This is a genomic window from Caulobacter sp. GW821-FHT12D05 (assembly GCF_058807295.1).
In genome coordinates this window covers 227,242-247,379 of record NZ_JBXAQO010000001.1, presented here as the reverse complement: position 1 = coordinate 247,379, position 20,138 = coordinate 227,242, and the positions used below count along the sequence as shown (strand labels likewise).

At 68.0% G+C, this 20,138-nt stretch carries 18 protein-coding genes; 11 read left to right on the top strand and 7 right to left on the bottom strand.

What is annotated here, in order from left to right:
• Position 1: 1 nt before the first annotated feature.
• From AC1RRR_RS01135 to AC1RRR_RS01120, 4 genes are all read right to left on the bottom strand, one after another.
• On the bottom strand, positions 2 to 1,300 hold the full coding sequence (locus tag AC1RRR_RS01135) for a PQQ-dependent sugar dehydrogenase (RefSeq protein WP_492809851.1): 1,299 nt from the start codon (positions 1,298 to 1,300) through the stop codon (positions 2 to 4).
• Complete coding sequence (locus AC1RRR_RS01130) at positions 1,297 to 1,731, bottom strand: DUF2231 domain-containing protein (protein ID WP_492809849.1); 435 nt, start codon at positions 1,729 to 1,731, stop codon at positions 1,297 to 1,299. The genes AC1RRR_RS01135 and AC1RRR_RS01130 overlap by 4 nt, the downstream gene beginning before the upstream one ends.
• Positions 1,732 to 1,960: 229 nt before the next feature.
• Positions 1,961 to 2,146 (bottom strand): DUF3008 family protein, encoded by a 186-nt coding sequence (locus AC1RRR_RS01125; RefSeq protein ID WP_492809847.1) that lies wholly within the window; start codon positions 2,144 to 2,146, stop codon positions 1,961 to 1,963.
• Positions 2,147 to 2,307: 161 nt separating this feature from the next.
• On the bottom strand, positions 2,308 to 3,048 hold the full coding sequence (locus AC1RRR_RS01120) for an SDR family NAD(P)-dependent oxidoreductase (RefSeq protein WP_492809845.1): 741 nt from the start codon (positions 3,046 to 3,048) through the stop codon (positions 2,308 to 2,310).
• Positions 3,049 to 3,238: 190 nt separating this feature from the next.
• Here AC1RRR_RS01120 and AC1RRR_RS01115 point away from each other — a divergent pair, with 190 nt between their 5' ends.
• A complete protein-coding gene (locus tag AC1RRR_RS01115) occupies positions 3,239 to 3,781 on the top strand; it encodes a TetR/AcrR family transcriptional regulator (protein WP_492809843.1) in 543 nt (180 codons plus the stop codon).
• On the opposite strand, the gene AC1RRR_RS01110 is transcribed toward AC1RRR_RS01115, so the two are convergent.
• Positions 3,782 to 4,951 (bottom strand): Sb-PDE family phosphodiesterase, encoded by a 1,170-nt coding sequence (locus AC1RRR_RS01110; RefSeq protein WP_492809841.1) that lies wholly within the window; start codon positions 4,949 to 4,951, stop codon positions 3,782 to 3,784.
• Positions 4,952 to 5,101: 150 nt separating this feature from the next.
• Here AC1RRR_RS01110 and AC1RRR_RS01105 point away from each other — a divergent pair, with 150 nt between their 5' ends.
• The 3 genes from AC1RRR_RS01105 to AC1RRR_RS01095 all read left to right on the top strand — a co-directional run bounded on the left by AC1RRR_RS01105 (position 5,102) and on the right by AC1RRR_RS01095 (position 9,795).
• Positions 5,102 to 6,286, top strand: coding sequence for a TetR/AcrR family transcriptional regulator (locus AC1RRR_RS01105; protein WP_492809839.1), 1,185 nt, complete (start codon positions 5,102 to 5,104; stop codon positions 6,284 to 6,286).
• A 129-nt stretch (positions 6,287 to 6,415) separates the two neighbouring features.
• Complete coding sequence (locus AC1RRR_RS01100; protein ID WP_492809837.1) at positions 6,416 to 8,665, top strand: TonB-dependent receptor; 2,250 nt, start codon at positions 6,416 to 6,418, stop codon at positions 8,663 to 8,665.
• Positions 8,666 to 8,766: 101 nt separating this feature from the next.
• Positions 8,767 to 9,795 carry a tyrosine-protein phosphatase gene (locus AC1RRR_RS01095; RefSeq protein WP_492809836.1) on the top strand — a complete coding sequence of 343 codons (1,029 nt, stop codon included), beginning with the start codon at positions 8,767 to 8,769 and terminating at the stop codon, positions 9,793 to 9,795.
• Positions 9,796 to 9,814: 19 nt separating this feature from the next.
• Here the strand turns inward: AC1RRR_RS01095 and AC1RRR_RS01090 are convergent, their stop codons facing one another.
• Positions 9,815 to 11,272 carry an ATP-binding protein gene (locus AC1RRR_RS01090; RefSeq protein WP_492809834.1) on the bottom strand — a complete coding sequence of 486 codons (1,458 nt, stop codon included), beginning with the start codon at positions 11,270 to 11,272 and terminating at the stop codon, positions 9,815 to 9,817.
• A gap of 164 nt (positions 11,273 to 11,436) precedes the next feature.
• On the opposite strand from AC1RRR_RS01090, the gene AC1RRR_RS01085 reads away from it, so the two are divergent.
• The 5 genes from AC1RRR_RS01085 (at position 11,437) to AC1RRR_RS01065 (ending at position 17,403) form a co-directional block, all read left to right on the top strand.
• On the top strand, positions 11,437 to 14,520 hold the full coding sequence (locus AC1RRR_RS01085; protein ID WP_492809833.1) for a TonB-dependent receptor: 3,084 nt from the start codon (positions 11,437 to 11,439) through the stop codon (positions 14,518 to 14,520).
• A gap of 66 nt (positions 14,521 to 14,586) precedes the next feature.
• Entirely contained in the window at positions 14,587 to 15,171 is a 585-nt protein-coding gene (locus AC1RRR_RS01080; RefSeq protein WP_492809831.1) for an RNA polymerase sigma factor, read from the top strand.
• The gene (locus AC1RRR_RS01075; protein ID WP_492809830.1) at positions 15,168 to 16,241 is read left to right on the top strand and encodes a FecR family protein; all 1,074 of its coding nucleotides are present in this window, start codon (positions 15,168 to 15,170) and stop codon (positions 16,239 to 16,241) included. The genes AC1RRR_RS01080 and AC1RRR_RS01075 overlap by 4 nt, the downstream gene beginning before the upstream one ends.
• A gap of 76 nt (positions 16,242 to 16,317) precedes the next feature.
• The gene (locus tag AC1RRR_RS01070) at positions 16,318 to 16,749 is read left to right on the top strand and encodes an OsmC family protein (protein WP_492809828.1); all 432 of its coding nucleotides are present in this window, start codon (positions 16,318 to 16,320) and stop codon (positions 16,747 to 16,749) included.
• A 24-nt stretch (positions 16,750 to 16,773) separates the two neighbouring features.
• On the top strand, positions 16,774 to 17,403 hold the full coding sequence (locus AC1RRR_RS01065; protein WP_492809827.1) for a pyridoxamine 5'-phosphate oxidase family protein: 630 nt from the start codon (positions 16,774 to 16,776) through the stop codon (positions 17,401 to 17,403).
• Here the strand turns inward: AC1RRR_RS01065 and AC1RRR_RS01060 are convergent.
• Entirely contained in the window at positions 17,400 to 18,272 is an 873-nt protein-coding gene (locus AC1RRR_RS01060; RefSeq protein WP_492809826.1) for an alpha/beta fold hydrolase, read from the bottom strand. The two genes, AC1RRR_RS01065 and AC1RRR_RS01060, sit on opposite strands and share 4 nt — an antisense overlap.
• 190 nt (positions 18,273 to 18,462) lie before the next feature.
• Here AC1RRR_RS01060 and AC1RRR_RS01055 point away from each other — a divergent pair, with 190 nt between their 5' ends.
• Together AC1RRR_RS01055 and AC1RRR_RS01050 are read left to right on the top strand one after the other, a co-directional pair.
• Positions 18,463 to 19,050, top strand: coding sequence for an RNA polymerase sigma factor (locus tag AC1RRR_RS01055; RefSeq protein ID WP_492809825.1), 588 nt, complete (start codon positions 18,463 to 18,465; stop codon positions 19,048 to 19,050).
• Positions 19,051 to 19,115: 65 nt separating this feature from the next.
• On the top strand, positions 19,116 to 20,063 hold the full coding sequence (locus tag AC1RRR_RS01050) for a DUF4880 domain-containing protein (RefSeq protein ID WP_492809823.1): 948 nt from the start codon (positions 19,116 to 19,118) through the stop codon (positions 20,061 to 20,063).
• Positions 20,064 to 20,138 lie beyond the last annotated feature (75 nt).

Below are 20,138 nucleotides of genomic sequence, written 5' to 3'. Positions count from 1 at the left end.
GTCACTGGCGCGGCGCGACGCGCCAGACGGTGTTGGAGAGGTCGTCGGCGATCAGCAGGATGCGCTTGGCCGGATCGAAAGCCACGCCGACCGGACGCCCGCGCGCCTTCTGCCCGTCCAGGAATCCGGTGACGAAGTCGACGGGCTTGCCGTTGGGACGCCCGCCCGCGAACGGGATCCAGACGACCTTGTAGCCCGAGAGGTCCTGGCGGTTCCAACTGCCGTGTTCGCCGACGAACACCCCTTCGCGGAAGTCGCCGCCAAAGCCCCCGTCGCGCGCGAAGCTGACGCCCAGCGCCGCCACGTGCGAGCCCAGGGCGTAGTCGGGCACGATCGCCTTGGCCACCATGTCCGGCTTCTGCGGGTGGACGCGCGGATCGACGTTCTGTCCCCAATAGCTATAGGGCCAACCATAGAAGGCCCCGTCACGCACGGCGGTCAGATAGTCGGGCACCAGTTGCGGACCCAGCTCGTCACGCTCGTTGACCACCGCCCAAAGGGCGCTGGTCGTGGGTTCGATGGCCAGGGCGGTCGGGTTGCGGATGCCGTGGGCGATGGTGCGGCGCGCGCCGGTCAGGCGATCGATCTCCCAGACCACGGCCCGCTCTTCCTCGACGTCCAGGCCGCGCTCGCCGACATTGCTGTTGGAGCCGATGCCGACATAGAGCTTGCTTCCGTCGGCGCTGGCGACCAGCGACTTGGTCCAGTGGTGGTTGATCCGCGAGGGCAGCTTGGTGACCTCGACGCCCTTCTCGGTGATCTTGGTCTGTCCCGGCTGGAACGGGAAACGCAGCAGGGCGTCTTGGTTGGCGACGTAGAGCTGGCCGTCGACGAAGGCCAGGCCGTACGGCGCGTTCAGACCCTCGATCAGCGTCTCCTTGACCTCGGCCCGGCCGTCGCCGTCGGCGTCGCGCAGCAGGGTGACGCGGTTGCCGCCCTTCACCTTGGTCTTGCCCTGGGCCTTGATATAGCCGGCGATGATGTCCTTGGGGCGGACCTTAGGCGCCTGCGCGCCGCCCGAGCCCTCGGCCACCAGGATGTCGCCATTGGGCAGCACCAGCATCTGACGCGGGATCTTCAGGTCGGTGGCCAGGGCCGTAACCACAAAGCCCTTGGGCGCGGTCGGGGTCGCATTGTTCCAGCCGGCCGGCTTGGCGATCTTCATTGGCGGCAGCAGGGTCTGCTGCTGGTTGGGCAGCGGCGGCTTGCCGGCGCCGGTCTGGTCGAGGCCCGGATCGCTGCGACCGCAGGCCGTCAGGGTGATCGCCGCCGTGGCGAGCAGGAACCAGCGTGCGCTCATCGGACGATCCCCTCGATGCGTTGGCTGGAATAGCCGATGGCGGCGGCGACCAGGGCCGCCAGGGTCGAGACGATCGACAGCGTCAGGCCGATCGAACCGACCGCGCTCCAGCCGTCATGGCTGTGCTGGAAGGCGTTGATCAGGCCGGCGATGAACATCACGGCCACGGCGACCAGATAGGCCAGGGCCCGAGCCCGCGTGGTGCGGCCGGGGAACACGGCGACTACGATCGCCCAGGCCAGCACCAACCCGCCGAAGAAGCAGCCGCCGGCGATCAGCCAGGCCGAGAAGTTCGACCACTGGACAAGGGCGCTCTTCAGATAGGCGATGTCGGACGCCAATCCCGACGAAAACAGCGCCAGCGGAAACGCCAACAGGATGGCGTGTAGCGGATGGAGAGGTGTGGCGCCGATCCCTCTGGACGTTGGCATGGAAGACTCCGCACGCGCGCCGCCTGTGGCGCTAGCTGAGCAATCCCTGGGCGCGCAATAGGTTTCACGCGCAAGTCACAGCCCCGCCCATCGTCGGGCTTCACGCCTGAACGACCCGCGCTCGACGGCGCGGGAACGCCCGCGGTGGTTGATCGAGGGACCACGCCTCAATCAGCCGCGCTTGTAGCCAAGCAGCATCGCTAGGGGGAGAGGTGGAGACGCCCCGACCTCAACGGTCGCGGGCATGCTCGGGCTTGCCCTTGCGCTGGGTGTGAGCGAAGTCCTCGAGCTGTTTTTCGCTCATCGACAACATCGACCTGGACGCGCCCTTGAGTTTGCTCTTGGGCGTTTCCCCGCGCTTGGCGGAAAGCGCGGCGCCGGCGGCTTTTTGCTGGGCGGCGGACTTGGCGGGCATGGCGAACCTCCTGCTTTCACCACTCAACGCGCCATCACCGGTTCTGTGTCACGGGTTTGTTTTTGGTGCATGAGCGCGATCAAGACGTTGACCTTGGCCAAGTCAGCCGGCGGCTGGCTAAGGTTCGCAGGGGGCGCGAGAACACCCCCTGCGACCTGAGTTTAGGTCAGCGCGCCGCCGTCGACGTTCAGGATCGTCCCGGTGATCTGACGGGCGGCAGGTGACGCCAGGAACGCCACCGCGGCGGCCACGTCCTCAGGTTTGCCATAGCGGCCAAGCGGGATCAGCGAACGCTGGAAGTCGGAGGACTCGCCATCGGACGGGTTCATGTCGGTGTCGGTCGACCCCGGCTGCACCAGGTTGACGGTGATGTCGCGCGGACCAAGTTCACGGGCAAGGCCGCGGTTGAACGACTGCAGCGCCGACTTGGTCATGTAGTAGGCCGCGCCGGGGTCGCCCACGATGCGGTCGGCCCCAGCCGAGCCGATGGTGATGACGCGGCCGCCGGCTTTCAGGTGTGGAATAGCCGCCTGGGCCGCGAAGATCGGCGAGCGTACGTTCACTGCCAGCAGGGCGTCGACGTCCTCCTGGCTGATCTCGGCGAACGGGGCATAGCGGGCGATGGCGGCGTTGTTGACCAGGATGTCGAGACCGCCGAGCGCAGCGACCGCCTCTTCCACCGACCGCTTCACCGCCGCGATGTCGGCGCTGTCGGCCTGGATGGCGACGGCTTTGCGGCCCTTGGCCTCTATGGCCTTCACGACGTCCGCGGCCTTGTCGGCGGCGCGCTCGTAGGTGATGGCGACGTCCGCGCCCTGTTCGGCCAGTTCCAGGGCGATTGCGGCCCCGATGCCGCGAGAAGCGCCCGTCACCAGGGCGCGCTTGCCAGCCAGATTCGTCATGTCGGTCCAGAGTCCATTTGTAGAGTGATCGATACACAAATAGCTGGGGAGGTTGCCGGGCCGGTTCAAGGGACTTATCTAACGATCGATGCAAAATTCAGGACGACGTCCGGAAAACGGCCCCAACTCCCCAGCGCTGCGTCGCGGTCGCCCGCGCGCCTTCGACCGCGACGCAGCGCTGGCTCAGGCGATGCGGCTGTTCTGGGAGAGGGGTTACGAAGCCACATCCATCTCCGACCTGACCGCGGCGATGGGGATTGGCGCGCCTAGCCTCTATGCGGCTTTCGGCTCGAAGGAAGCGCTGTATGGCGCAGCCCTCGACTATTATCGCCAGACCTACGACGAGATGGGCTGGGGTGGGTTTAGGGCCGGCGCAACGGCGCGCGAGGCGGTGGCGGCGTGGCTGCTGGACTCTGCCGCCTCATTGACCGGTTCGCTGTGCGACATGCCCCGGGGCTGCATGGTGACCTTGTCCATGGTCGGCGACGAAGGCCACGCCGACCTGGGCGAAGTGGTCCGCGCGGCGCGCCTCGGCAGTTTGGAGCGGCTGAAGGCGCGACTGGAGCAAGGTGTGGAGGAAGGCGAGCTTCCGGCCGGAACCGACGTCCACGCTCTCGCCCGCTTCGTTCAGACGGTCCAGAGCGGGATGTCGATCCTGGCGCGGGATGGAGCGACGCGGGCCGAACTGGAAGCCGTGGCGCAGGTCGCGATGCAGAGCTTCGCCGCGCGTTAGCTACCTCAGCACCACCCTGAGGTTCCGTTGCGGATCGACGAAGGCGTTCAGCACTTCGGCCTCCAGGGTGAACGCGGCGATGTCGGGGATATTGGCGAACTGGATCACGACCTTGCCATGGGCCGGCACGGTCAGCACGCGCGCGCCGGTCAACGGGCTGGCGGAGATCAGGCGCAGCTGGAACGGCATGAAGGCGTCGTTGTGGAACTCGACCTGGACCATGTCCTTGGTCAGGAAGCTCTGGGCCCGCGCCTTGCCCGTCATGCGCAACGCCGCGCCGACGATCTCGGACAGCTCCTGCTCGCGGCCATAGAGCGTCTGGCGGTAGAGGGCCGCGGTGCGCTTCTGCAGCATCGCCGCGCGGATGGCGTCGGCTGAGCCATCCTTGGCGAGCACCAGAGTCGTGGTGCGGTGCTGGCCCTCGGGGATCTGCATGTCGGCGTCGATCGCGCCGTGGACGTCGGATGCGCCGACCACCGCCAAGCCGTGCTTCAGCGCCATATCGAAGGCCGCCGCCGAATACTGCGAGCTGTTGGCGATCTCGACGGCGTCGAACAGGCCGGCCTTCAGCAGGCCGCGCTGTTCGGCCGGCATAAGCTCGGCCGCCGCGGGGTCCAGACCGGGGAGAACCCACGGATGGTTCCAGATGATCACCGCGCCCTGGCCGCGCGCGAGCTTCAGGACTTCGGTCGGATCCTTAGACATGGTCGCGTCGACCGCCAAGGCGTTGACGTCCTTCATGAACAGGGCGTTGAAGTGCCCCCATGGCACGCCGCGCGTGATCTCGACACCGGGGATCGGCAGGACCTTGGAGCTGATGCGGGCCGCTTCCTTGATGGCGATCGCATAGGGCCGGTTGTGGTCGTCGGTGACGATGTCCGGCGCGTAGGGGTGCGCCTCGAGGTGGTCGGTGACGGCGTAGGCGGCCAGATGATCCTGCTCGGCCTCCCACAGGCGGAAGGTCGGCCAGACGACGCCGTCGCTGAACAGGGTGTGGGTGTGGGTGTCGACCGCCAGCACCGCCTCGCCCTTGGCCGTGACCGGGAAATCGATGCGGCGCGTGTCGTTGGCGCGAGTCCAGGTCCGCTCTGGAGCGGTCTGGGCGACGCCGGGCTGGCCGGCCAGCAGGGCGAAGACGGCGACGGTGGCGGCGAGAGACGCTTTCAGCATGATGGGTCGTCCAGTTGAGTCGGCGCGACCTCTAGCGACGACATGTGACAACCTCAATACAGATGTACGGGAATTATCTCCCGCATCTTCGGTGGAAATTATCCACGCAGAAACTAATGTGCGATACGCCGACGACGACCGAGCGCCAGAATGAACACGAAGATCACCGACCTCCAGCCCTATCTCCGAGCCGCCCTGCCGCTGGTCGCCGCCGACGGCTTGAAGGGCCTCAGCCTGCGGCCGCTGGCCGAGCAGCTGGGCACGACCGCGCCGGCCCTGATCCGCCGCTTCGGCAGCAAGGACGAGATGGTCGCCGCCCTGGTCGAGGTCGCCATCGCCGAGGACGGCGCTTTCCTCGACGGCTGGCTGGCGCGGATCCGGGCACTGGACGTGCGCGACGGCGCGCTCATGGCCGAGGTCGCCGAGGCGGTGCTGTCCGACCTGGCCGGGTCCGAGGCCGGCCGCACGCGCTTCTATTGCGAGCTGCTGCAGGCGGCCGCCTCGCGTCCCGAGATCGCCGAGACGGTCGCCGCCTGGTCGGCGCGGCGCCTGGCCTTCTGGCGCGCGGCGACCGAACACCTGCCCACGCCGGAACTGGCCGAGATCCTGCACGGCTTCAGCATCGGCGACGCCGCCTACAGCCTGGTTCTGGAGGACGTGACCGCCTATCGCTGGCTGCGCCGCCTGAACCTGCGCCGACTGTGCCGCGGCCTGATCCCAGCGGACGGAAGCCAGGACCTTCGCGCCTACGCGACCTTCCGCGCCGCGCTGGACGATCTTCATGGCGACCAGGCCGCGACGCCACCGATGTCCGACTGGCAGGTCAAGGCCGCGGGACACATCTCGGCGCTGATCATCGCCGAGGGCGCCGACGCCGTGACGCACCGGGCCATCGCCGCTCGAGCGGGCCTGGCCAACTCGACCCTGGCCTATCATTTCCCTCGACAGGAAGACCTGCTGCGCGCCGGCCTGGACGACATCGTGTCCAAGGTTCGCCGCGCGACGGGCGCCACGGCCTCCGACGCGCCGCCCGACTTCAACCTGACGGCCGTCCAGAGCAGCCGCGCCACCCTGGCTCTGGCCCTGGCCGCCGGGCGCCTGCCCAGTCTCAAGCCGGTCGCGGCGGACCTGCGTCGCCAGCGCGGCGAAAGCTCGGTCTTCTACTACGAGCGACAGTACGGCGAGCGGGTGTTCGACGTGGTGGCGTGCCAAGCGCTCTCCCTGACCGCCATGGGCTGGTTCACGCTGGACGGCCTTCTGGAGCCGACCGCCGGCGGCGGCTTCGGCTTTGACCTGGCCGAGCGCATGCGGGAAGCGGCTCTGGCGTCGCGCTGACGGGCTCAATTCGTACATCCGTTATCAATGGACAGAAATTCAAGCCAAGATTCTCGTACATCCGTTACGCAACCGTCATCGAGCGCTGATATTGCCTCCCTCGAGTTCGAATTTTCGGGGATATTTCCAATGCTCGCACCCAAACACCTTCGCGCCCTGCTGCTGGCCAGCGCCGCCCTGAGCGGCGCCTCGTCCGTACAAGCGTTCGCAGCCGACACCACGACCACCGCCAGCGACACCGCGCTGGAGCCGATCGTCGTCACCGCACAGCGCCGCGCCGAGCGCCTGCAGGACGTGCCGATCTCGATCACCTCGGTCAGCGCCCAGAAGCTGGAACAGTCCAACTTCCGCTCGATCACCGACCTGCCCTATCTGGTCCCGGGCGTGCAGTTCGAGACCACCAACGGCACGGCCTTCAACATCCGTGGCGTCGGCAGCAGCTCGTGGGACTTCTCCAATGAGAAGTCGGTCAGCCTGGTGGTCGATGACGTCGTGATGGACGCCCAGCGCGACAACGGCCTGATCGGCCTGACCGACATCCAGCAGGTCGATGTGCTGATGGGCCCGCAGGGCACGCTGTTCGGCAAGAACGCCACCTCGGGCGTCATCGCCATCACCACCGTCAAGCCGGTCCTGGGCCAGTTCTCGGTCAAGGGCGACGCGGCCTATGGCGATCGCGCCGACCGGACCGCGAACCTGACGGTCAACATCCCGATCGGCGACAAGATCGCGCTGCGCGTCTCGGGCTTCGCCCAGGGCCAGGAGGGCTATGGCCGCTACACCACGCTGAACCAGTCGCTGAACGCCTACAAGGAGCACGGCTACCGGGCCCGGTTGCTGTTCGCGCCCAACGACCGGATCGAGCTGATCTACGCCACTGACTACGCCCGCCACTGGGACAACAACAACCGCACCACGGTCGGCGGCGGCTCGGCCTTCTTCACCAACCTGCAGATCATCAACGGCGTGACGCCCAGCCTGAAGAACGACAGCAACGCCGACAGCAAGATGGGCGTGCTGAAGAACACCAGCTGGGGCCAGACGCTGAAGGGCCAGTTCCAGATCGGGCGCGACACCCTGACCTCGGTCAGCTCGTACCGTGACACCCGCTCGTTCGGCGCGGGTCCTGGCGATTTCACCCCGGTGGACAAGTGGGCCTTCGTGCCGTTCAACCAGGGCACGGTGAAGACCTGGAAGTTCAGCCAGGAACTGCGCTGGGCCTCGCCCACCGGCGGCTTCTTCGAATATCTGGCCGGCCTGTACTACAACCGCCTGAGCCAGGATGCGACGCAGGCCCAGTGGGCCACCTTCGGCGCGCCGCTGCCGCTGACCAATATCACCACCACCACCGGCGTGGCCGGCGATCCGGGCAACGCCCAACGCTTCCGCACCACCAACATCACGCAGGCCGCCTTCGGCCAGTTGAAGTTCAACGTCTCGGACAAGCTCAGCCTGTCGGCCGGCGCCCGCTACACCAAGAACGACAACAGCCAGACCGAGACCTTCTTCTACATCGACCCGATGAAGGCGCTGGGCCTGCCCCTGACCTTCACGCCCAGCGGCAAGGCGCCCACCCAGCCCTACGGGCAGGTCAAGGGCGACAACTTCTCGTATCGCCTGGCCGCCCAGTACCGCCTGAACAGCGACGTCATGGCCTATGTTTCGTACGCCACCGGCTACAAGCCCGGCGGCACGGCGTTCGTCGGCAACAACTATTCGCCGTACAAGGACGAAACGGTCAAAAGCGTCGAGGCTGGGATCAAGTCCGAGCTCTTCGACCGCCGGGTGCGCCTGAATGCCAGCGTGTTCAACTCGGAATTCACCGACTTCCAGACCTCGCTGCTGACCTTCGTGCCGGGCAATCCGGTGGCCGTGATCGCCACCGGCAACGCCGGCGGCCTGCGCAGCCGGGGCTTCGAGACCACCTTCGCCTGGCGCGCCACGGAGGGCCTGACCCTGAGCGGCGGCGTGACCTATGCCGACGCGGTGTTCACCGACTTCCGCTACAACGCCACGACCAACTACAAGGGCACCAGCCTGACCAACGCGCCCAAGTGGCAGGGCTCGTTCAGCGCCAACTACGACCGCCAGATCGGCGACTATCGCCTGAAGGCCAGCCTGGACTACGCCTACAAGACCCGCACCTGGAGCGCGGTCGGCCAGGCCGCCAATACCGAGCTGCCCGGCTACGGCATCGCCAACGGCCGCATCAGCGTCACCCCGGAGAACGGCGGCGTCGAGGTCGGCCTCTACGGCCGCAACCTGCTGGACAAGTACTTCTCCACCGCCTTCGAGCAGTACAGCACCATGAGCCTGACCCACCGCGTCTCGCGCGAGGCGCACCGCACGGTCGGGGTCTTCGCCAAGTACGCCTTCTAGTCCCCTGAAGCGCGGGCGCCCCGTGGCCCGCGCCCGACTTGTCCCGCCCGGGCATGGAGCTCGGGCGGGATCTTTTTCCACGACTGTATGAGACCCAGAGAATGGATCGTCGCCAGTTCCTGACGGCCGCCAGTACCTTGGCGCTGCCCTTCGCCAGCCACGCCGCCGCTCCATTGGAAGCGCGCGCCGAACGCATCACGGCGCAGGCCGTCCGCCTGACCTGGACCGGCGCGCGAGCCGTCTCGATCCTCGTCTCCGGCGATCCGGATGCGTCTAGGTCGGCGATGCGGCCGCTGAAGACGCTGGTCGGCGCCGCGACCGAAGTCGCCGCCCCGGTGAGCCCCCGCCCCTACTTCCTGGTCCGCGCCGCGGATGGCCGCCAGACCCGCATGGCCGAGCGCCTGCTGCCACTGACCGGCGGCCGCAATTTCCGCGACCTGGGCGGTTGGCGCACCGCCGACGGCCGGCAGGTGAAATGGGGCAAGATCTATCGCTCGGGCGTCATGACCGACCTGACGATGGCCGACATCGCCTATCTCCGGGACCTGGGCGTCACAGTCATCTGCGATCTGCGCAGCCCGCAGGAACGCGCGACCGAGCCCAGTCCGTTCCTGAGAACCGCAGGCCCGAAGGTCTCGGCCTTCGACTACGAGACCGTCTCGCTCGCGCCGTTCGTGGCCATGACCACCCGCGAGCAGGCCGTCCAGGGCTTCGCCGACGCCTATGTCGCGCTGCTGGACCGCCTGGCCCCGCATTTCAGCGACCTCTTCGCCCGCCTGGCGGCTGGCGCCGGTCCGCTGGCGATGAACTGCAGCGCCGGCAAGGACCGCACGGGCCTGGCCTCGGCCTTGGTGCTGTCGACCTTGGGCGTCCCGCGCGCGACTGTGATCGCCGACTACGCCCTATCCCAGACCTATGTCCCGCCGGCTCGATACGTGTCCCAGTTCCCGGCCTTCGCCAAGACCCCTTGGGCGGTGTCGGAAGTGGTCCTGGGCTCCGATCCGGAAGTCATGCGTCGAACCTTGGCCGCGATCGACGCCCGATGGGGTGGTCCGCTGGCGCTGGCCAAGGCCCGCTATGGCCTGACCGACGCGATGCGCCAGAAACTGCGCCAGCTCTATCTGAGCTGAAGCCTCACCTCTCGGATCTTCAGCAGTACGCTTCCGCGGCGATATAGTGAGCGTGGCGCTGGCGGACCTGGTCGGCCTCGTCGCTCTCGGCGAGCTTCTGCAGGGCATGGGCGCGCGTCGTGTCGAGCAGGCGATAGCACACCGCATTGCCGACCAACTCGGCTGTGACCAGGGACTTGTCGACCAGGTTGGCCAGATCGTCGATCGTCTTGGCCACATCGCACTCCGCCCGGGCGATCACGCAGGCCGCCTCCAGGCTGAAGGCGCCCGGGAAGATCGACAGTCGTCGCAGCACCGCGCGTTCATCCGCCGACAACAGGTTGTAGCTCCAGTCGAACGTCGCGGTCAGGGTCTGGTGACGCTCGGGCCAGGAGCGGAGTCCTCCGGTCAGACGGAACCGGCCATCCAGCAGGCTTCGAAGCTCGCGCACCCCAAAGGCGCTGGCGCGGTTGGCGGCCAGTTCGATGGCCAAGGCCACGCCATCCAGACGCTGGCAGATTTCGGCCACGACAAGCGCGTCGCCATCCTGGAGGTGGAACATCCGGTTTCTGGCCATCGCGCGCTCGACGAACAGCTGCGTGGCGGGGAAGGACAGGAGCGCGTCAGCCGGGAGTCGTTCCTCGAGCGGCGGGGCGTCCAGCGGCGCCAGGCGATAGACGCGCTCCTCATGGATCCTCAGCGGTTCGCGGCTGGTGGTCAGGATCCGAACCCCCGGGGCTTGGGCGAGGATATCCGCGACACAGCTCGCCGCCGCCTCGATCAGGTGCTCGCAATTGTCCAGGACCAGCAGCAGATCGCGGCCGCGCAGGTGGTCGAGAAGCTCCGCGAACAGCGTCGACGGGCGCAGCGCCAGGCCCAGGGCCTTGGCGATGGCCGCGGGCACGCCGGTCGGATCATCCAGGCTGGCCAGGTCGGCGAACCAGGCGCCATCCCTGACGCGCGCCGCGAAACCCTCGGCGACGGCGACCGCGACGGTGGTCTTGCCCATGCCGCCGGGTCCGACGATCGACAGCACCCTTTCAGTCTCCAGGTCCTTGCGGATCCGCTCGATGTCCTCGGCGCGCCCGATGATGCCGGCGACGGCGGGCGGCAGGTTGCTCTGTCCGCCGCAGGCCGGGCCCTCGCGGACAGCGCGGACGGGCTGGCCCGACCGGACCGGCGCGACGAAGCGATAGCCCCGGCCGATCACGGTGGCGATGTACTGGAGGCTGCCGGCCTTTTCGCCCAGCGCGCGCCGCAGGGCGGCGATGTTGACCTTCAGGTTGGCCTCTTCGACCGTCAGGTTGGGCCAGGCGCGCTCGATCAGTTCGGTCTTCGAGATGACGACGCCGGGGCGCTCGACCAGGGCCGTGAGGATGTCGAAGGCCCGCCCGCCAAGCGTGACGGGCGCCTCGTCCTCGACGAGCATCTGCTGCTCGGGATTGAGCACGAACGGGCCGAAGGCGAACGACCTTGGGTGTTCGATAAAGGGCGTCATCTGAGTGCCTCCAGTCCCGAGTTCGAGCCGCAGCCCGTTGGCAGGCGACCTGAAACCCCGAGACGCAGGGCCTTGGAAAACCCGTAAGCGAACGTCGTTTTTTACATCTCTTTACCGGAGCCCTCGCGCGGGAACGGGTACGGTTGCGCCGTGGGGACGATGATTTGAGACGACGCGCTTTTTCGATCCTGGCCCTGGCCGGCACGCTGGCTTTCGCGCCAAGCGCCGAGGCGCGCGGCCTGCTTGGCGGCGCCAGGATCGTCCTCAAGGAAGGTCGTCTCGCCGACGCCTTGCGGGACCTGTCGGTGCGAAGCGGCTCGGATCTGCTGTTCGCGCCCGACGTCGTGGGCAACCTGAAAAACAAACGCGTCGTCGGCGCCCTCCAGGTCGAGCCGATCCTGTCGCGCCTGCTCGAGGGCACCGACCTTGGCTACCGCCGGGTCGGCGAAGGAACCTACATCGTCTTCAGGCTGGAACCGGAACAGCCCACGGCGCTGCCGGAACTGCTGGTGGTCGGCCGCAAGTCGCAGAACGCCGACATCCAGCGGACCGAGAACGACATCCAGGGCTATCGGGTCTCCACGGCCGAGGACATCCGCGCCTCGCACGCCGACAATCTCGACCAGTTCCTGCGAACCCGACTGTCGAGCAATGCCGAACGTCTCGGCCCGACCAGCGACCCCAGGGCCAGCAACGCCGCCAATCGATCGGAAGTCGACCTGCATGGCCTGGGGCCGAGCCAGACCCTAGTGCTGGTCGACGGAGTTCGGATGCCGGCCACGCTCTCGCAGGACTACCAGCTGGAATTCTTCCAGTCCGACCTGAACGGCCTGCCCCTGCTGGCCATCGATCGGATCGAAAGCCTGACGGGAACCGCCGGCGGCATCTACGGTCCCGGCGCCACCGGCGGGGTGATCAACGTGATCCTCAAGCGCGACTATCGCGGCTTGGAAGTCAGCGCCACGTATGGGATCACGGGCCGGGGCGACGCGATGCGGCGACGCATCGACGGCCGGATCGGCTTCACGCCCGACGGCGGCGCCACCGACATCATGATCAACGTCTCGCGCGCCCAGGGCGATGGCTTGCGCGTCGGCGACCGCGCGTTCGCCGAAAGCGCCCTGCGCGCGCGGATCGCACGCGGGACGGCCGACACCCACTCGCCGATCAGCAACGGCGTCTTCATCCGCAGCCTTTCTGGCAATATTCTGTCGCTGAGCCCCGCGCTCGGTGGCGCTTCCCTGGGCTCGACCTTCACCTACCTGCCGCTCGACAGCCTTGGCGCGGGTGACGGCGCCGTCCTGCTCGCCAACGCCGGCAAGGTCCCTGACGGCCTGTCGCCCGACGGCAATGGCGAGCTTCGCAGCCTGACCAGCGCCACGACCGTGACGTCGCTGCTGGTGAACCTGCGCCATCGGTTCGGCGACCACATCGAGGCCACCCTCGACTTCATCGGCTGGGAGAACGAGGGCCGCTCGACCTCGAACTTCAACATCACGGGATGGCGAACCGGCAGCGCCGCCGTGGCGCAGCGCCGGAACGGCGTGCTCGCCGACAGCTATCCGTTCAGCGAGCCCGTGGCGTTGACCTTTCCGATGGTCGGCCTGGAAAACGAAACACGCAACCGCCTGCGCACGACGCGCACCTCGGCCACCGTCCTGTTCGAGCTGCCCGCGGCCTGGCGCGGCGGGGCCACTTACAGCGTCGGCGCCACACGCAATCGGGTCAGGCAGGACGGCTGGGCCTTCGACCTGAACTTCATCCGCGCGCTCGCCCTGATGCAGCCCGGCTCCGGCGGCGAACCCGCGCCCAACCCCTTTGGCCCCTGGGACGACTTCGTCACCGCGATGCGGGCCTACAAGGTTCCTCACCCCGTGCGGTTGGAGCGCAAGCTTCAACTGCGTGACGCCAGCCTCAGACTCGGCGGCGCCGTCCTGCACCGCCCGGCCGGAGACGTCGTGCTGTCGCTGGTGGCCGAGCGCCGCGAAGAGAGCGCCACGATGACGCCCTGGGATATCGCAGGCCAGCCGGACATCACGCCCCTCGCCAACTATTCCTTCTCGACCGTGACCTCCTCCGTATACGGCGAGCTGCGCGCGCCACTGGTCTCGCGCGCGTCGAACCTGGCCGCCCTGCGCGGACTGGAGATGCAACTGGCCGCGCGCCACGACAGCATCCAGGCCGACATACCCGGCCCCGTGCTCGGCGGCCCGCGAAGCGGCTACGACCGGGGCGCCACCGTCTATACGGCCGGCCTGCGGGTCTTCCCCTGGGATGCGCTGCTGCTGCGCGCCAGCATCGCCACGGGAGTGCTGCCGCCGACGCCGCAGCAAATGAAGCTCGACAGCTACACCGTCGGGCTGCCCGACACCGCCGTGAGCAGCGAGGCCGACCCGGCGCGCGGCGACCAGTTGATCGGCTCTGAAAAGCCCGCGGTGATGTTGTCGGGCGGTTCGCCCAAGCTGCGCCCCGAGCAGGCCCGGACCGTGGCGCTCGGCTTCGTCATCAATCCCGAAGGCGGCCGGGGGCCACGGATATCGCTGGACTACACCCACACCGAGAAGCACGGCGAGATCGGTAATTTCGGCAGCCTGGAGCTCCTGCTCGCCCATGAGGCCCAATATCCGGATCGCATCGTGCGAGACCCGCTGACGCCCGCCGACATCGCCGCCGGCTACACGGGCGGAGTGATCGTCCAGGTCGACACGACGGACGTGAACATCGGCAGGACGACGGTGGACGCGATCGACGTGCACGTGGACCAGGCCTTTCGCCTGGGCCCCGACAGCCGGTTGCGGCTCTTTGGCGGCGCGACCTGGACCCCGCGCCTGACGCGGCGTTTTTCCGCCGACACGCCCTTGGTGAAGTACACCGCCACGGCGGAAGGCCCTCTACGTTGGCGGGGCGTCGCCCGCGCCGCCTGGGAGCGCGGTGATCTCGCACTGCGGCTGGATGGCCAGTACTACGGCGACTACCACGCCGTCGACGCCAGCTATGCCAGTTCGAAAACCGCCGCGAACCTGGCCTCCAGCCGCATCCCCGCGCGGATCTACCTGGACGCCACCGTCACCTATCGGCTGCAGATCGCGGGACCGGGGGCGACCTCTCGCGACGTCGACATTCGGTTCGGGGTCCAGAACCTGCTGGGACGAGACCCGCCGGCGGAGGTCGATTCAGAGCTCGGCTACAGCTTCTATGGAGACCCGCGAGGCCGCCGGTTCGAGCTCAGCGCCACCGCGCGGTTCTGAGACCGCACTATTCTTTACGGGTTTTCCTCGAGCGTGCGTCTCGGGTGGCATGAAGGGACGCCACCCATGTTCGCCACACCCGACGGAGCCCTGGTTCTTGAAAATGATCGGGCTAACGTCTTGTCGATGTCGGACGGGGATCCACAGTCGAATTCGACCCATTCGGTGGCGCGCCAGTTCCGCGACGCCAGGGGCAAGCTGCTGGGCTGGCTCCGGCGACGCGTCCCTGATCCGACCGAAGCCGAGGACCTCCTGCAGGACACCTTCCTGCGCGTCACGCAGCGCGAGGCGCCCGAAGGGGTCGCCCATTTCGAAGGCTATCTCTATCGCACCGCCGAGAGCGTCCTGGCCGATCGCTACAGACGGAGAAGCGTCCGGCGCGCCGACGCGCATGTCGCCCTCGAACCTGAGGACCACCGGACCGAAGACGCCGACGCGCTTCGCGCCATGCTGGCCAGGGAACGGCTTCGCGCCGTGTCGGCAAGCCTGATGGCGCTCCCCGAACGAACGCGCGCGGTGTTCGTCCTGCGCCGCCTGGAAGGCCTGCGTTACGGCGAGATCGCCGCGCGCCTGAAGGTCTCGCTGAGCACGGTCGAGAAAGACATGGCCCGCGCCATCGACCACCTGATGCACGAGGAGGACAAGGCATGAGCGCTTATCCGCCCTCCCCGCAAACCCTGAACGACCTGGGGCCGAAGGCGGCCGCGGCGCTATGGCTGGAACGCCTGCAGCGCGACCCTTCGCCAGAAGACGACGCGGCCTTCGCGCAATGGCTGGCCCAGAGCGACGACAATCGCCGAGCCTGGGAGCGTGCGCGCGACCTCTGGGACGTGTTCGAGGACCCTCAGACCGACGACGTCCTGGCAAGCCTGCGCAAGGACGCCCTCTCCTTGCGGGCCCGGCCGGCCCCCGCGCCGACGGCCTGGTATCTGGCCGCCGCGTCGGTCGCGGCCGTCGTCATCGGCGGCGTGCTGTTCTCGGGGTTGGCAGGCGGGCGCCACGCGCCCACGCCTACCCAGGTCGCCAGCGCCGGCCAACCCGACCTCCATGGGTTTGGACGGGCCGACTACGAAACCAGCGCCGGTCAGCGACTGAACGTGCGTCTCGAGGATGGAACCAAACTGACGCTGGAGCCGGCCACGGCCGTGGACGTCGCCTATGTCGACGGCCAACGCCTGGTGCGCTTGCAGCGCGGTGAGGCGCTCTTCGACGTCAAGCATGACCCGGCCCACCCCTTCAGGGTCGCGGCCGGCGAGCGGGTGATCTCGGACCTGGGCACGCGGTTCAACATCCGGGTTCAGGCCGATGAGACCCGCGTGCGCCTGGACGAAGGCTCGCTGGGCGTCACGGTCGGGAGTGATCCCCACGTCGCGACAGGCGCGGCCAAGATCCTGGTCCCTGGCCAGGAGCTGGTGGCGCGTCGCGGCCAGGCCGATGCGATCACGCAGGTCGAGCCGAAGACGGCGTCGGACGGAGAGCGCCAGGTGATCCAGTTCGACAACATCTCGCTCACCGAAGCGGTGGCGCAGATCAACCGCTACACCGACCAGAAGCTGGTCGTGAACGATCCTAAAGTGGGGGCCTTGCGGGTCAGCGGCGCGTTCCGCACCGACGATCCGATGCGGTTCGCAACGACGCTCGCCACGCTCTATCCCGTTCGCCTGGTTCCGTTGGCGGATGGCCGGATCGAGATCGCGGCGCGTGGCAAGTCAAAGCGATAGAACAACGCTTTCGTTCAAGCCGGCGGGCGCTCATCGTGGCTCCGTCGCCTCGACATCCAGCCTCAAGGAGAACGTGATGAAGATCGTCAGGACCGGAGCAGCCGCCTGGAGCGGCGGCATCAAGGACGGCAAGGGTTCGATCTCGACCGAGAGCGGCGCCCTGCAGGCCTACCCCTACGGCTTTGCCAGCCGGTTCGAGGGCCAGCCGGGCTCCAACCCCGAAGAGCTGATCGGCGCGGCCCACGCTGCCTGTTTCACCATGGCCCTGTCGCTGGTGCTGGGCGAAGCCGGGCTGCGGGCCGACCAGATGGACACCTCGGCCAAGATCACGCTCGAGCAGGTCGATGGCGGCTACGCCATCACCGCTTCGCACCTGACCCTGAAGGCCAGGATCCCCGGCGCCGACCAGGCGACTTTCGAGAAGCTGGCGGCCGGGGCCAAGGCCAATTGCCCGGTCTCCAAGCTTCTGAACTGCGAGATCACGCTGGACGCGGCCCTGGTGGAATAGGCTTAGCGCGATGAAGGACTCTTGGTGAGCCGGTACAGCTTCCTGGACCTCGCCAGCTCGGCGAGCGTGAGATCCGCCCAGGCCGAGATGGGTGTCGACCATCTGTGGACGCCCGGACAGGTCGATCGGCAGTTCGAGGCGTTCACGGAGAACGAAGAGGCCTTCATCGCTGCGCGCGACAGCTTCTACATGGCAAGCGTGTCGGAGACGGGCTGGCCCTATGTCCAGTATCGAGGCGGGCCGCCCGGCTTTCTGAAGGTCATCGACGAAACCACACTGGCCTTCGCCGACTTTCGCGGCAATCGCCAGTACATCAGCGTCGGCAATCTGGACGCCAATGACCGCGTGGCCCTGATCCTGGTCGACTATCCCCGGCGCGCCCGCCTGAAGATCCTGGCGCACGCCGAACGTCTGGCGCTGGACGCCGAGCCGGGCTTGCTGGAGCGAGTGTCGGATCCCGGCTATCGCGCCAAGCCCGAGCGGATCTTCCGACTGCGGCTGGCGGCGTTCGACTGGAATTGCCCCCAGCACATTGTCCCACGCTTCACCGAGGCCGAGATCTCTCGGGCGGTCCAACCGCTTCACGAGAAGCTCGAAGCGCTCGAGGCCGAGAACCGCGCCCTTCGCGAGCGGCTGGATCAGATCCAGCGCTAAGTCGCGAGCCGCCCCATGAAGTCCTGGATGTGGCCGGCGATGACCCCCCCGTGCGTCTCCAAGGCGAAGTGCCCAGCATCCAGGAAATGCACCTCGGCCTTGGGCAGATCGCGGCGGAACGCCTCGGCCCCCGCCGGCAGGAAGAACGGATCGTTGGCGCCCCAGACGGCCAGCAACGGCGGCTGCCGCTCGCGGAAATACTGGTGAAAGCGCGGGTAGAGCGCCACGTTGCTGGCGTAGTCGGCGATCAGGCCCAGCTGGATGTCCGCATTGCCCGGCCGTGACATCAGGGCGTAGTCCAGCCAGTAGGCCTCCGGCGCCACCTGGGTCTCGTCCGGCGCGCCGTGCGTGTACTGCCAGCGCGTGGTCTCCAGGGTGAACATGCTGCGCATCGCCTCACGATTGGCCGGCGACGGATCGGCCCAGTAGGCGCGGGTCGGCGCCCAGCCGTCGCTCATGCCCTGCTCATAGGCATTGCCGTTCTGCGAGATGATGCTGGTGATCGCGCCGGGCCGTGCGAGCGCCAGTCGCAGGCCGACCGGTGCGCCATAGTCGAAAATGTAGATCGCATAGCGTTCCAGCCCGATGGCGTCCGTGAAGGCGGCCATCGCCTCGGCCAGGTGTGCGAAGCTATAGTCGAACCCTTCCGGCGCGGTCGTGAAGCCAAAGCCCGGCAGGTCGGGCGCGACCACGTGGTAGCGGTCGGCCAGGCGTGGGATCAGGTCGCGGAACTGGTGCGACGAGGTTGGAAAGCCGTGCAGCAGCAGAATCGTCGGGCGCTGAGGGTCTCCGGCCTCGCGGTAGAAGATCGAGACGTCGCCGACTTCGGCGCGCCGCAGGACGATCTCGGGCTGACTGGGTTTCGGCATCGCGGATCCTCACATGTGGCTCCCGCCACGATGCCCCGCCCCGCGAACAGGCGACAGTAAAGCGCTGTAAGGCGTGGTGAAGTCAGGCGCGACCGCCCGGCGAAGCCCCGCCCAAACAATCGTGAAACTGTCACGCGTCTGACACCGATCGCGCCTAGCCACGGCCAACCCGATGCAGGACGGCCAAGCCTTGTCGCACCTTCGCCCCATCGACCAATGGTTCATGGACCAGATCCTGCCGCTGGAGCCGATGCTCCTGGCGTCGGCGCGCAAGCTGGTGAGCGATCCCGACGCGGCGCGCGACCTGGTGCAGGAAGCGTTCGCACGGCTCCTGACCGTAGAGGGTTGGGCCCAGATCGAGGCGCCTCACCCCTATCTGCTGCGCATGATGCGCAACCTGGCGTTCGAGAAGCTGCGCCGCGCCAGGATCGCCCGCTTCGAGCAACTGACCCTGGCCGAGGACTTCGACGTCGTCGACGAGAGCCCCGACGCTTTCCGCGTACTCTCCGGCCGCGAGCAGCTGGCCCGGCTGGACGCCGCGCTGAAAGACCTGCCCGAGCGCTGCCGTCGCGTCTTCATCATGCGGCGCATCGAGGAGCGCTCGCCGCGCGAGATCGCCCAGCACCTAGGCGTGAGCCCCTCCACCTTGGAAAAGCGCCTGGCGCGCGCCCACTATCTCGTCGCCAAGGCGCTAGCGCCGGCCCCCGCCCTGCCGCTGGAAGATCGTCCGGCCAAGGCGGATGAGGGTCGTCGAAAAAATTCGACCAAGCGCTCCTGAAATGTGGTGGCGTTCGCGCGCCCAAACATCTTCCTAAGATAGGCGGATGAAAGGGGGCCCCAGGCGTGTTCGAAAAGCCGCTAGCGTCGGAAGAAGCCGGAGACGATCCGGTGCTGCGCGCGGCCGCGCAGTGGCTGGCGCGCGCCGACCTCGGGACCTTGGACGAGGCGGCCTTCGAACAATGGCGCGCCGAAGATCCCCGCCACGCCCTGGCGTTCATCCGGGTCTCCGACGCCGCCAGACGCGCCGCGGCCGACGGTGCCGAAGCCCCCGCCGTCAAGCGCGCCCGCAAGCCGGACCCGACCCGTCGCGGCGCGATCGCCGCGGGCCTGGCCGTATTCTCGCTCGGCGGCGGCGCGCTCATCGCCGGCAAGGTCAACGCCCGCGACCGCGCCTCCACGCCCGTAGGCGGCATGCGCCACGTCGACTTGGCCAAGACCGGCGAGCTCACCCTCAACACCGACAGCGCCGCGTCGTGGAAGTCCGGCCACGATGGCCTGCGTCTCTGGCTCGAACGCGGCGAGATCGCGTTGGACATCGTGGCGAACGCGCCGCCCGTTCACCTCAAGGGCGGGCCCGTCGGCGCGAGTCTCGGGCCTGGGCGTTACAACGCTCGCCTGCGCGATGGCCTCCTGGATTTGGTCGTGCTGAAGGGCGAGGCCAGCGCGGAGGGCTCGAACGCCGCGCCGGTTCGCGGCCCGGCCGCCCTGGCTTTGACCGCCGAACGCCCCCTGCCCCGGTCGCTGTCCGAACAGGACATCGCCGCGACCCTGGCCTGGCGCAGCGGCGAGATCCTGTTCGTGGACGAGCCGCTGTCGAGCGCCGTCGAAGAGTACAACCGCCACCTGACGCGCAAGATCGTCCTCGCCGATCCGCAGCTCAGCGGCCTGCGGGTCGGCGGGCGGTTCGTGGCCGACGATCCGAGCGCCTTCCTGCAGGCGCTGGAGATGACGATGAACGTCCGCGTGACGCCGTCGCAGCAGGCCATGCTGCTGTCGCGAAAAAATTCCTGAGCCGATTTGGAGGCGTTCTCGTCGCCAATCATCCTTGGAGGTAGGGGGGCGCCAAGAGCGCCTGGCCAGAGGATT